We start from the raw sequence: 12,721 nt of genomic DNA on the forward strand, positions 1-12,721 counted from the left end.
TCAGAGCTTCTGGTTACCGTTCGGATTTTGAGTGGCGTGAAAGGTGAAACGGAGGGCTTAAGCTACGTCGGAAGATCGAGGTCTTCAGGTCGGATACAAGCTTCCTCCGTTTCATGTAACCGGTAGCTAACCAGCTACCGGTTCAAGATACAAGGTCGGATAAGCGCAGCGTCATCCGACGTTTAGTTCTAAATTTCCAGCGCTAAACGGGTGCCCTGCGCGATTGCGCGTCGGGCATCCAGCTCCATCGCCACATCTGCTCCACCAATCAAATGTATCGTCTTCCCTAATTCTTGCAGCGGTTGCGTCAATTCACGGCGCGAATCTTGCCCGGCGCAAATAATCACATTATCGACTTTCAGCGTTTGCGGCTCACCGCCTACCGTAATGTGCAGACCCTCATCATCAATGCGTTCGTAAGTTACGCCCGCCAGCATTTTGACACCGCGTGCCAGCAGCGTGGTGCGGTGAATCCAGCCTGTCGTTTTACCTAAACCTTCACCTGGCTTACTGGTTTTGCGTTGCAGCATTACAATCTGGCGCGGGCTTTTATGCAGATGAGCGCCTTCTGGACGCAATCCTCCTGCGTGTTGCAGGCTGGTGTCGATGCCCCATTCCACGCAAAACTCAGCGATATTCTGGCTGGTGGACTCCCCTTCCTGGCTTAGATACATCGCGGTATCAAAGCCAATACCGCCGGCACCGATAATCGCCACGCGGTCACCCACTGGCGCTTTTTCACGCAACACATCAATATAATTCAATACTTTAGGATGAGTAATACCGTCGATAAGCGGCATGCGTGGCTCGATCCCGCAGGCGAGAATAATCTCGTCGTATTCTTCGAGCATTGGCGCGGTGACGTATTGATTCAGGCAAACTTCCACTCCGGTCAGCTCCAACATGCGGCGGTAATAGCGCAGTGTTTCGTAAAACTCCTCTTTGCCGGGGATCTGCTTGGCGATATTAAATTGGCCGCCGATTTCAGAGGCTGCATCAAACAATGTCACTTTGTGGCCACGCGCTGCGGCATTGATCGCAAAAGCAAGCCCGGCAGGCCCAGCACCAATTACCGCCAGATTTTTATGCACGGAAGCGGGGACAATCGGCATTTTGGTTTCATGGCAGGCGCGGGGATTGACCAGGCATGAAGTCACTTTGCCGAGGAAAATCTGATCCAGGCATGCCTGATTGCAGCCAATGCAGGTGTTGATTTCATCTTCGCGCCCCTGCTCGGCTTTGGAAACAAACTCCGCATCGGCGAGGAATGGCCTCGCCATTGACACCATATCGGCGTCGCCATCAGCAATGATTTTTTCTGCGGTTTGCGGATCGTTAATGCGGTTGGTAGTGACAAGCGGAATAGAAACCTGGCCTTTGAGTTTGCGGGTCACCCAGCTAAATGCGCCGCGTGGCACAGGTGTTGCGATGGTTGGAATACGCGCTTCATGCCAGCCGATGCCAGTGTTAATTAACGTGGCACCGGCTTTTTCAATCGCTTTTGCAAGCTGTACGGCTTCTTCAAACGTGCCGCCGCCATCGACCAAATCCAGCATCGACAGGCGATAAATGATAATAAAATTCGCTCCCACTTTTTCACGCACCGCGCGGACGACTTCAATGGCAAAACGCATGCGGCGAGGGTAATCGCCGCCCCATTCGTCATCGCGCTGGTTGGTTCTTGCCGCTAAAAACTGGTTAATCAGATAGCCTTCGGAACCCATGATTTCGACGCCATCGTATCCGGCAAGCTGTGCCAGACTTGCGCACTGAGCAAAATCCTCGATCAAAGTCAGGATCTCTTCATGGCTCAAGGCGTGGGGTTTAAAACGGTTAATCGGTGCCTGGATTGCGGAAGGGGCGACCGGGTTTGGCTGGTAGCTATAACGCCCGGTATGCAGGATTTGTAGCGCGATTTTCCCGCCTTCTTTGTGCACTGCATCGGTAACAATCTGATGATGGGCAAGCTGGCTTACGTCATTGAGTACCGCGCCGCTTTCCACGCCGACGCCAGAAGGCGAGGGGGCAACGCCGCCAGTGACAATTAACGCCACGCCGTGGCGTGCGCGCTCGGCATAAAACGCCGCCAAACGGTCAGCGCCTTTAGGGTGCTCCTCAAGTCCGGTGTGCATCGAACCCATCAGCACACGGTTTTTAAGCGTGGTGAAACCCAGGTCTAGTGGGGAAAACAGCGACGGATAGCTCATATTCTCTTCCTGCGGGTCATTATTATTATGTGGTCGGATGAGTTAGTAATCTAGCTTGATGTAGCGCAAATGGGGAGAAGTTGTCGAATGATTGTGACATAACTCAAAGAACGGCAGTCATGCAGGTCGGGTAAGCGAAGCGCTTCCCGACACAACAGAAGCTGTATTTAGTGCGCCAGGCGCTTACCCAGTGCATCAAACAGATGAAGATGTTTTTCATCTACGCCCAATGTTAGCGCCGTCCCACTGGTGAAATTGAGCTGCTGGAAGGATTTCAGGCAAACCGATTGCCCGGCTAAATCCAGATAAACCAGCGTTGAATCACCCTGAAGTTCAGTAAATTTGGCGCTGGCATCAAACTGGTAATCTGCCGCTTCGCCGAGGCGCAGGTGTTCCGGACGAATGCCGATAAACACTTTATCGCCCTGTTGTAACGTTGCGGGCGGGTTCGCCATAGGCAATATCACATCGTTGGCAATATGCAGCGCATTACCCTGGAACGTCGCGGGCAAGATATTGATTTTCGGCGTGCCAATAAACTCGGCGACGAACAAGTTTTCAGGCCGGTTATACAGCTCCAGAGGTGTACCAACCTGCTCAATTTTACCTTTGTAGAGCACCACAATTCTGTCCGCCAGCGTCATGGCTTCAACCTGATCGTGGGTGACGTAAATCATCGTATTGTGCAAATTGCCGTGTAGCTGGCTAATTTCCTGGCGCATTTCAACGCGCAATGCGGCGTCTAGATTCGACAGCGGTTCATCAAACAGAAAGATTTTGGGTTGTTGAACGGTAGAGCGGCCAATCGCCACACGTTGCCGTTGCCCGCCAGAAAGATTCTGCGGCAGGCGGTCGAGCAACTCTTCAAGCTGTAACATTTTGGCGGCTTGCGTAATGCGCCGCGTAATTTCGTCTTTCGGTGTTTTGACATTATTGAGGCCGAAAGCGAGATTTTCACGCACCGTCATATGTGGATAAAGCGCGTAGGATTGAAACACCATCGAAAGACTACGCTGACCAGCAGGTAAATCAGTGACATCCTGGTCACCGATGATTATCGAGCCACTGTTTAAACTTTCCAGCCCGGCAATAATGCGCAATAACGTTGATTTACCGCAGCCAGATGGGCCGACCAGCACAATAAATTCGCCGGAATGAATATCGAGTGACAGGTTTTCGATGATGGTATTTTTTTCGTAGGTTTTATTAATATTTTTTAGGGTAACAGTGGTCATCATTTTCTCCGTATTGATTCACAGCGATTCAATAAGTGATAACAGCAGCGAAGTTTTCATCTTCATCAACGCATGATCGCCACGGCTTTCAACGTTCAGGCGCAGCAAGGGTTCAGTATTCGAGGTGCGTAAATTAAAACGCCATGTGTCAAATTCCATGCTTAAGCCGTCACAATGGGATTGGCTCACACATTGTGCTGAAAACTTCGCTTCAATATGTGCCAGTACGGCAAGAGGGTTCTTAACGGTGATATTGATTTCGCCGGATATCGGGAATTGGTTTTTACGCTCGGCGACGAGTTCGGATAAATTTTTGGCGGTGGTATTCAATAACTGAAAAACTAACAGTGCGGGGAGCATGCCGCTGTCACAATAACCAAATGAGCGAAAATAGTGATGACCACTCATTTCACCGCCATAAATGGCATCTTCCTGGCGCATTTTATCTTTTATAAATGCATGACCCGTTTTGGACTCAATCGCTATTCCGCCACACTGGCTGATGATTTGTTGTGTATTCCAGGTCAGGCGCGGGTCATGAATAATTTTCTCACCCGCAGCCTGGTTAAGAAACCCACTTGCCAGTAACCCCACCAGATAATAGCTTTCGATGAACTCGCCCTGGCTGTCGAAGAAAAAACAGCGATCAAAATCGCCATCCCAGGCAATACCTAAATCGGCTTGGTGTAACATGATTGCCGCACGCGTGTCATAGCGGTTTTCTTCAAGCATTGGGTTCGGCACACCATTAGGGAAATGGCCATCCGGTTCAACGTATAACTTGATGAATTCAATGGCCGCATGGCTTTTGCGCAGCGCGTTTTCCAGGGCTTCAAGGGCGGGGCCAGCCGCGCCATTTCCCGCATTAACCACCACTCGCAACGGGCGGCTTAACGGCGTGGTGATATAACTCATCAGATGGTTAATCCAGGCGTCACGATGTGAAACTCGCTGGTAACTCCCTGGTTGTGCCGCTTGAGTAAAATCATTCGCCAGCGCCAGCGCTTTAATCTCCAGCAACCCGTTGTCGTTACTGACCGGACGGGCTTGCTCACGCACAATTTTCATGCCGTTATGATTGGCTGGGTTATGGCTGGCAGTAATTTGAATGCCACCATCGGCTTTCAATATCCGCGTAGCAAAATAAACTTCTTCCGTGCCCACCATGCCAATATCGATAACATCGACACCGCTCAGCGTTAATTCTTTTGCCAGGATATGTTTATATGCATCCGACGTCAGACGGCTGTCGCAGCCAATGACCATGCGCTTGGGTTTTAACCAACTGGCGACAGCGTGTGCAATTCGCAGAATAATATCGTGATTAATGGTGACATCCACTTCACCACGAATATCGTAGGCTTTGAAACAGCTAAGTTCATCCATAAATTAACCCGTATCAGTAGAACGTCACGTTGACGCTCCTTCAATAAATTGATAATCCAGCTCGTAATGGGTTTTATTATTTTCGTCGAGTAATAACTTCACGGCGATCGCCCCTTTTTCCTCGGCATGCTGGGAAATGGTGGTTAAACGAATGCCTGATGTATTTACCGGAATATTATCGAAACCCGTAATCGCCACTTTCTGTGGAATAGCGATATTATTTTCGACGCAATAATTGATTGCACCAGCGGCAAAACGGTCAGATAAACAAATTAATGCGCTAATTTCAGGGTGCTCGGTTAACAGAATTTTTGCTGCCTGCGCACCGTGTTGTTCATTGTGAATGGTTTCGTACAACCAGCATTCGTTAAGGGCAATCTCATGAGCGGCAAAGACATCGCGGCAGGCATTGACACGCGTTAGCATCACGCTGTTATCGCCGTTCACGGGTTGCTCAAGTGAACGCATACCCGCAGCCGATTTTTGTGATGGGAAGGAGATGATACCGAAGCGGCGATGGCCTTTATTAAGTAAATAACTGCATATTTCGTTCATCGCTTTTTGGTTATTAATTGACACGCTGCTGTGGTCGGGTAAAGAAAAATCGATAGTGACCACAGGAATATTCTTCGCCAATGCCTGCTGGATAACTTCATCATTATTGTGGGTGGCGTTAAGAATATAACCATCAACCAGCGTATTGATCGTTTTTATTTTAATGTTTTGGCTATTTTTTAACGGAATCAGCACCAGGTTGATATCATGGTTTTCGCACTGCGTAGCGATACCTTTCATCAAATTGAGATCGTGATTATCGATAAACACGTAGCTCATTGAGTCATTAAAAATCACCCCGATGGTATCTGACTTGCCGGTACGCAGCGCCCGGCCCAGTCTGTCTGGCCCCTGAAAGCCGCAAGAAGCGGCATATTCAATAATTTTCCCCCGTAGCTCAGCGGAAAGTTTGTCGGGGTTGTTCCACGCGTTAGAAACGGTGGTATGCGAAATACCTAATGCTTTTGCGATGGATTTGGTGGTTACTTTTTTGTTGTCATTCATCTTCTTCAGTACGTCTTTTTTTGTTTTTCATACTTCGTAATTTGCCATGAGTTTAACGTTAAACAAAGCTGTTTTTGTGACTTGTTTAACGTTAAACATAAATTCCTGGTGTTAGCGTGAAAATAGGATGCGCGCTTACTGTTTCAAAGGAGAGTTTCTAGTGAAAATTTTTACACTGGTTAAATGGACAGCCCCAGTTGTATTAGCAATGGTTATTTCGGGCTGCGGGCAGGATGACGAAAAGACAGCGGAACAAGACGCTACACCAATAAAAATGTGGGTTGCACCGAATGAAAATGAAGAAGCTTTCTGGAATGCAATGGTCACCGAATGGAATAGTTTGCCGGAGCACCACAAAGTAGAATTCACGACCATTCCGGCAGCCAGCAGCTCTGAAGAAGCCATTATGAATGCACTGGCTTCGGGAACAGAACCTGATATTTCGAGTAATATTTTTATCGGTTTTGCCAGCCAACTGAATGAGATGGATCAGCTCATCGATCTGGCGAAATTACCCGGTTACCCGCAACTGATTGAAAACCGCCATATGGGGAAAATTGTTCCGGCCTGGGAAATTAACGGCCAGAAAAATGTGTTGCCGATTTACATTAATCCTATCGTCTATTGGTGGCGAATGGACTTATTAAAGCAATATGGCTATGACAAAGTTCCAACCACGTATCAGGATATTTATACGCTTTCACAGCGTCGTGCGGATGATAAATCAGGTTATGCCATTCAACTTACCGCCGGAAAAAACTGGTGGGATCGCTGGTTCGATTTCATCCCATTATTTTATGCCGCCACCAATGGCCAAGCTTATATTACTGATAACAAAGCCCAATACAATAATGCCCAAGGGGAAACCGTCCTGACATTTATGGCGAAAATATTTGCCAATAAGTGGAGTAGTTATGATTTCACTGCCGTAGATGATCCATTAGCCACCGGCCAGGTAATGGCATCGGTGCGTGGCCCGTGGGATATCGCCCGTTATCGCAAGCAATACCCAACCATTCTTGAAAGTATCCAGATTGGCCCGATGGTCACCGCTGATGGGCACCCTCAGCCTCACACCCTGGCAGACAGCAAAGGCGTGGTGATGTTTAAAAGCAGCAAACACCAAACTGAAGCCTGGGAGTTTATTCAGTGGGTATTTAACGCGCCAGAACATGACCTGAAATGGCTGGAATTAACCGGCATGCCACCTGCACGTGAGGACTTACTCACCAACAGCCTGTTCACCGCATATCTTGGCCACAGCCCAGTGGAAAAGCAGATTGCAGCCTTTGTGGCGAATGCACAACCGCCAGCGGCGACCACCAAAACCAGCGAAATTCAGCGCAGCATGACGCAAATGATCGAACGCACTATCTTCTCTGGCAGCGCCCCGATAGAAGCACTCAATCAGTCTGCCGCTGAAACTGACAAGTTGCTCGGGCAATAATTATTATGCGCAGAATAAGAATTAGTGATTCTTCATTAGGGGGCCTGTTGGCCTCCTCGTGGCTCGGCTATTCCGTGTTGTTTTGGTTTTATCCGTTTGTCTGGTTAGTCATCTTAAGTGTGACCCAATGGCAATTTATTGGCACTCCTCGCTTTAACGGATTGTATAACTTTATTGGCGTGATGCAGGACGAATTATTCTGGAAATCAATGCTCAATGTGCTGCGCTTCTTGCTCTATTACATTCCGATAGTGTTAGTTGCATCATTACTTTTTGCTGCGGGATTAAAACGCATTAAATATGGTAAAGGTTTTATTGCCTTGAGCTTTCTGTTAGCGAATGTCTCATCGGGTGTGGCGTATTCCATCGTGTTTTCAAAGCTGTTTAGTGAATACGGGCCGATAAACGAATTTCTGCGCGAATGGCTTGGTTTTGCCATCCCATGGTTTACTAACCCAGACTGCGCCATGTTATCTATTGCTTTAATTGTGACATGGAAGTTTGTTGGCTATTACGGCTTGATTTTATATTCCGGCATGATGGCAATTCCAAAAGATATTTATAGCGCGGCGATCCTCGATAAAACCGGGCGCTTTAAACAGCTGTATGCCATCACTCTGCCGATGATGAATGCGCAAATCATCATGGTGCTGGTGCTGGCAATTACCGTCGCCTTCGGCATTTTTACCGAACCTTATTTAATCACCGGCGGTGGCCCGCTCAATAGCACCACTACACCAATGGTGGTGATGTATGAAGCCGCCTTCCAGAATATGAAACCCAGTTGGGCGGCAACCATGTCTATTATTGTCGCGGCTTGTAGTTTTGCACTTATTTGGATCTTGCGTCGAATGTTTGAAAAAAATATCGAGATCGTCTGATGAAAAAATTTAAACCGCTCAGTTTATTGATTCACCTGGCGATGCTGACGCTGGCGATAACCTGGCTATATCCGTTTATCTGGATGGTGGTGGTGTCGTTTAAAGATACGGCGCAGATTTATACCACCGCATTATTCGATGGGCGCTTCTCGCTTGATAACTATGCTTTTCTTTTTGATAACAGCGCCCGTGCGGATAAACCCTTTTTACGCACGCTGTTTAACTCGATGTTTATTGCCATCACCATTACCGCCAGCGTGACGTTAACCTCGACGCTGGTAGGTTATGCGGTGGCGAAAATTCAGTTCCGTGGCAAAAGCGCATTTAAAAATTTGCTGATTGTGCAGATGGTTTTCCCGGTATTCATGTTCATTATTCCGCAGTTTGTCTTAATGCGTGAGCTGGGGCTTATCAACAGTTACGGGGCGATGATCCTGCCGTTTATGATGAGCGCATGGGGAATATTCATGGTGTCGCAAAGCTTTAAAGGGACGCCAAATGATTATATTTATGCCGCTAAATTAGACCACGCCAGTTTATGGGGGATTTTGCGCCACGTGATGATGCCGCTGAATAAATCGATTCTGGCGATTGTCGCGCTGTTTACCTTCTCCAGCGCGTGGGACAACTTCCTCTGGCCGCTGATTGTGATGCGCGAAGCAGAAAAAATGCCGTTTTCGGTATTACTGGCAACGTTCAGCAAATCGTATGGCGTTTATCTCGGGCCGGTGATGGCTGGTGCCGTAGTGCAAACGTTGCCAGTGGTTATTCTCTTTATCTTGTTCCGTAAATATTTCCTGCAGGGAATGTCGCTGTCATTAAAATAATAGGGATCTGGAGATGGATAATTCCCATTGGTGGAATGAGACAGTTTTTTATCAAGTCTATTTACCGTCATTTCGTGACGGTAATAATGATGGATTAGGTGATTTTTACGGCTTACTGGAAAAAATAGACTACCTCGCAAGCCTTGGCGTGAAAGGACTGTGGATAACGCCTTTTTACCCTTCGCCACTGGTCGATAACGGCTACGACATCAGCGATTACTGCGCTGTAGACCCGCGTTTTGGTGATATGGCGGCGTTCGGCGCCGTACTGCAAGCGTGCCATCAACGGGGCATGAAAGTGATTATTGATGTGGTGATTAACCATGTCTCGTCTTTGCATCCGTGGTTTCAGGATGCCTGGAACAATCCTGCCAGCCCGTGGCGTGATTTCTTTCTGTTTAGTGACGCCCCCAATAATTGGCAATCATTCTTTTCTGGCCCGGCATGGAGCAAAGAGCCGGATACCGGCCAGTATTACTTCCATAAATTTTCCCCGCAGCAGGTGGATCTCAACTGGCGCAATCCGCGCGTCGAGCAGGAAATTTTGCAGATGCTCGATTTCTGGATAGTGCAGGGCGTTGATGGCTTCCGTTTTGATGTGATCAATTTCCTCACCACCGACGGCATCACGGCGGATAACCCGCAAAGCGAAGGTGAGCAGCAGCACCTCAACGATATTAATCAGCCTGGTTTATGCGCGGTACTGGCGCGCTTATGTCGCCATGTCCGTCAACAAGGCGACTACTTTCTGGTGGGTGAAGTGGGCAGCGAAGACCTCGATGTGCTGCAACGTTATCAGCGCCCCGAATTGTTGGATGTGGTGTTTAACTTTAATCTCGGCAGCCAGAAAACCTTTTCCGCCACCGCGATTTATCAGCAACTGACGGCGATGGAAAAACAGTTAACGGGTGTCCCGACGTTGTTTTTCTCAAGCCACGATATGCCGCGAATGATCAGCCGGTTTGGTGAGTCAGAGCGAGATACTGCACGCGCCATTGCTGTGATGGCACTGCAAATCACCGCCCGTGGCGTGCCATTTATTTTCCAGGGCGAAGAGAATGGTATGACCGATTATGTGCCTGAATCTCTGGAACAAATTTATGACATTCAGGGGCGCACGCATTACCACTCCGCGCTGGCCGACGGACTACCTCCAGGCCAGGCATTAGTGCAGGCGATTCAACATTCGCGCGATGGTTCGCGTTCTCCATGTCAGTGGCGGAATACGCCGCACGCCGGGTTTTCATCATGCCCGCCATGGATACCCGTTAACGCTAATTATCCCGAGGTGAATGCGCGGGCGATGCAGGACGACCCAGATTCTATCTTTCATGCTTATCAAAAGCTTATCTTGCTGCGTAATCAGTCACCGGCATTGCAGCATGGCGAATATCAGTTTCTGGAATGCATTCAACAATGCCTGTGGTTTGCCCGCCGCTTTGGTGACGAAACGGTGATGGTGGCGATTAATTTTGGCATGGAAATCAGCAACCCCGGCCGGGAAATCGCCGGGGAACTGTTGTATGGCGAAGATGCGCCAGTGCTCGGAAAAAATCATATTGTTATTAAGAGGACAGTTCATGGAAAGGAATAGCAAAAACCCGTTGATCACACCGGCAGATATCAAGCCATCGCACCCGTCAATGAAAGTAGAGTGTGTTTTCAACGCTGGAGTCACTGAATTCAACGGCGAAATTATTCTTCTACTGCGTGTAGCCGAGAGCGTAATTAGTGATTCGCCGCAGACAATCCATGTGCCTTTACTGGAACAGCAGGGCGATAAATGGGTTTGTACGACACGCATCTTTGACCGTAATGATCCACGTTTTGACTACAGTGACCCGCGCACTATCGTGAATATCGATCAGCCGGACGAAGTCTATTTAACCTCGATGTCCCATCTGCGGTTAGCACGTAGCCGTAATGGCATTGAATTCGTTATTGATAGTGAGCCGTTTATCTTCCCGGATAATCAATATGAGCAGTTTGGCTGCGAAGATCCGCGCATCACTGAAATCGACGGTGTCTGGTATATCAACTATTCAGCGGTGTCGTGTTACGGCATCTCGACCGCATTAGCGGTGACGCGTGACTTCCGGACTGTTGAAAAGCAGAGCGTCATTTTCTGCCCGGACAACCGTGATGTTTGCTTCTTCCCTGAGAAAATTCACGGCAAGTTTTATGCCTTAACCCGCCCGGCACCGAAACACTTTGGTAAGCCGGAAATCTGGTTAAGTGAATCACCGGATCTTCTGCATTGGGGTAATCATCGGCATTTACTGGGTGCTTCCGGGGATATTTGGGATGCCCGTAAATCGGGTGGTGGTGCCCCATTACTGAAAACAGATCGCGGCTGGCTGGCGATTTATCATGGTGTTGATGCCAGCCAACGTTATTGCCTCGGCGCGCTGCTGCTTGATCTTAACGACCCGACGAAGATCCTCGCCAAATCACCGGTTCCGTTGCTGCAACCTGAGGCAATTTATGAGCGCGAAGGGTTCTTCGGCAATGTGGTGTTTACTTGCGGCGCGCTGATTAAGCACGACACGCTGCACGTCTGGTATGGCGCGGCGGATGAATGTATGGCGCTGGCAACGCTGCCATTGACTGAACTCTGGCAACATTTACGGCTGGCATGAATGAAGAAAAATCCCACTGTTAACGCGCTGCTGGCGGCTTATCGCCAGCGCCGTCCCTACCGTCTTGCGTGTCATAAAATAGAGTTCCATGGCGTGGCGGGGTTTGATGTTTACAACCCGACGAAGCCGTTCCGATACCAACAGCAATGGATAATGGCGGCGCGTGTTGAAGCTCGCGAAAGTGAGTTTTCACAGGTGCGTTTTTTCCGTCTGGAAAATTTTAAATCGGCTTATTTACTGGAAGATGCGCCAGTTTTTGATTTGCAGGATCCGTTTATTTGCCAGGTCGGCGGAGAGATGGTTTTCGGTGGTGTTGAAGTGGCTTTCACATCGACTGGCGATCGGACCCTGATCTGGAAAACGCATTTTTGGCGCGGTAAAGATCTCGCTTCGTTGCGTCATTTTGCCGATGGTCCGCCGGGCATGAAAGACATTCGGCTGGTTGATTTAGAAGATGGGCGCATTCTGCTGTTTACCCGTCCTCAAGGTGCGTTGGGTGGGCGCGGCAAAATTGGCTGGAAAATTATCCACACGCTTGAAGAGCTTACACCGGAGGTTATTGAACAGGCGCAATTGCTGGAACATGTTGATGCGTTGTCGTGGTGCGGAGTGAACGAAGCGTGGCTCAGTGCACCAAACTGCGTTGAGGTACTGGCGCATGTTGCCTGTTTCGATGAGCAAGGGAATCGCCATTACTACGCCGCAGCTTTTAGTTTTGATGTGTCTCAGCGGCAAAGTTCGCCAATCAGAATTATGGCTGAACGGAATGATTTTCTGGCCGGAGAGGCAAAACGTAGAGATTTAAGTGATGTGATATTTCCTGGGGGATTACTACTAAAAAATGATAATGCAGTGTTGTTATTTTGTGGCACCAGTGATTGTGAAGTACAGGTGTTACTAATAGCTAAAAATCTTTATGGGATTTACCTCGCAAATTAACCATTGGTTGCCCCTTAATAAATAATAAGATGATAAAAAGAAATTGCTTTAATTCACAACAGCAAAGCATTTAGTTTATCAATATAAATACGAATTGCATT

The 12,721-nt window shown here is 48.5% G+C and carries 10 protein-coding genes; 6 read left to right on the forward strand and 4 right to left on the reverse strand.

The annotated features are described in order from the left end of the window. Positions 1-188 precede the first annotated feature (188 nt). The 4 genes from D8682_RS18450 to D8682_RS18465 form a co-directional block, all read right to left on the reverse strand. Positions 189-2,207 carry an NADPH-dependent 2,4-dienoyl-CoA reductase gene (locus D8682_RS18450; protein WP_121814839.1) on the reverse strand — a complete coding sequence of 673 codons (2,019 nt, stop codon included), beginning with the start codon at positions 2,205-2,207 and terminating at the stop codon, positions 189-191. Between the two features lie 167 nt (positions 2,208-2,374). Continuing rightward, positions 2,375-3,442 carry an ABC transporter ATP-binding protein gene (locus tag D8682_RS18455; protein WP_064543252.1) on the reverse strand — a complete coding sequence of 356 codons (1,068 nt, stop codon included), beginning with the start codon at positions 3,440-3,442 and terminating at the stop codon, positions 2,375-2,377. Positions 3,443-3,460: 18 nt separating this feature from the next. After that, on the reverse strand, positions 3,461-4,828 hold the full coding sequence (locus D8682_RS18460) for a phosphomannomutase CpsG (protein WP_121814840.1): 1,368 nt from the start codon (positions 4,826-4,828) through the stop codon (positions 3,461-3,463). Positions 4,829-4,852: 24 nt separating this feature from the next. Further along, positions 4,853-5,887: a LacI family DNA-binding transcriptional regulator gene (locus D8682_RS18465; protein WP_121814841.1), complete on the reverse strand. Its 1,035-nt coding sequence runs from the start codon at positions 5,885-5,887 to the stop codon at positions 4,853-4,855. A gap of 208 nt (positions 5,888-6,095) precedes the next feature. Here D8682_RS18465 and D8682_RS18470 point away from each other — a divergent pair, with 208 nt between their 5' ends. Genes D8682_RS18470 through D8682_RS18495 form a run of 6 tightly spaced genes read left to right on the forward strand, consistent with a single transcriptional unit; the run spans position 6,096 to position 12,620 of the window. Continuing rightward, positions 6,096-7,334, forward strand: a complete 1,239-nt coding sequence (locus D8682_RS18470; RefSeq protein ID WP_202914404.1) for an ABC transporter substrate-binding protein — start codon at positions 6,096-6,098, stop codon at positions 7,332-7,334. 5 nt (positions 7,335-7,339) lie between these two features. After that, entirely contained in the window at positions 7,340-8,215 is an 876-nt protein-coding gene (locus D8682_RS18475) for a carbohydrate ABC transporter permease (RefSeq protein WP_162303029.1), read from the forward strand. Next, positions 8,215-9,042 carry a carbohydrate ABC transporter permease gene (locus D8682_RS18480; protein WP_121814843.1) on the forward strand — a complete coding sequence of 276 codons (828 nt, stop codon included), beginning with the start codon at positions 8,215-8,217 and terminating at the stop codon, positions 9,040-9,042. Before D8682_RS18475 ends, D8682_RS18480 begins: the two co-directional genes overlap by 1 nt. Positions 9,043-9,055: 13 nt before the next feature. Further along, entirely contained in the window at positions 9,056-10,636 is a 1,581-nt protein-coding gene (locus D8682_RS18485; RefSeq protein WP_064543263.1) for an alpha-glucosidase, read from the forward strand. Further along, the gene (locus D8682_RS18490; protein ID WP_064543264.1) at positions 10,623-11,681 is read left to right on the forward strand and encodes a glycoside hydrolase family 130 protein; all 1,059 of its coding nucleotides are present in this window, start codon (positions 10,623-10,625) and stop codon (positions 11,679-11,681) included. The genes D8682_RS18485 and D8682_RS18490 overlap by 14 nt, the downstream gene beginning before the upstream one ends. Next, positions 11,682-12,620 carry a DUF1861 family protein gene (locus D8682_RS18495; RefSeq protein ID WP_121814844.1) on the forward strand — a complete coding sequence of 313 codons (939 nt, stop codon included), beginning with the start codon at positions 11,682-11,684 and terminating at the stop codon, positions 12,618-12,620. The last annotated feature ends 101 nt before the right edge of the window (positions 12,621-12,721 follow it).

Source organism: Buttiauxella sp. 3AFRM03 (assembly GCF_003675305.1).
GTDB lineage: Bacteria > Pseudomonadota > Gammaproteobacteria > Enterobacterales > Enterobacteriaceae > Buttiauxella > Buttiauxella ferragutiae.

Coding starts and splice junctions, on each gene's coding strand:
- D8682_RS18450 (WP_121814839.1), bottom strand. CDS start 2,207: ATGAGCTATCCGTCGCTGTTTTCCCCACTAGACCTGGGTTTCACCACG.
- D8682_RS18455 (WP_064543252.1), bottom strand. CDS start 3,442: ATGACCACTGTTACCCTAAAAAATATTAATAAAACCTACGAAAAAAAT.
- D8682_RS18460 (WP_121814840.1), bottom strand. CDS start 4,828: ATGGATGAACTTAGCTGTTTCAAAGCCTACGATATTCGTGGTGAAGTG.
- D8682_RS18465 (WP_121814841.1), bottom strand. CDS start 5,887: ATGAATGACAACAAAAAAGTAACCACCAAATCCATCGCAAAAGCATTA.
- D8682_RS18470 (WP_202914404.1), top strand. CDS start 6,096: ATGGTTATTTCGGGCTGCGGGCAGGATGACGAAAAGACAGCGGAACAA.
- D8682_RS18475 (WP_162303029.1), top strand. CDS start 7,340: ATGCGCAGAATAAGAATTAGTGATTCTTCATTAGGGGGCCTGTTGGCC.
- D8682_RS18480 (WP_121814843.1), top strand. CDS start 8,215: ATGAAAAAATTTAAACCGCTCAGTTTATTGATTCACCTGGCGATGCTG.
- D8682_RS18485 (WP_064543263.1), top strand. CDS start 9,056: ATGGATAATTCCCATTGGTGGAATGAGACAGTTTTTTATCAAGTCTAT.
- D8682_RS18490 (WP_064543264.1), top strand. CDS start 10,623: ATGGAAAGGAATAGCAAAAACCCGTTGATCACACCGGCAGATATCAAG.
- D8682_RS18495 (WP_121814844.1), top strand. CDS start 11,682: ATGAAGAAAAATCCCACTGTTAACGCGCTGCTGGCGGCTTATCGCCAG.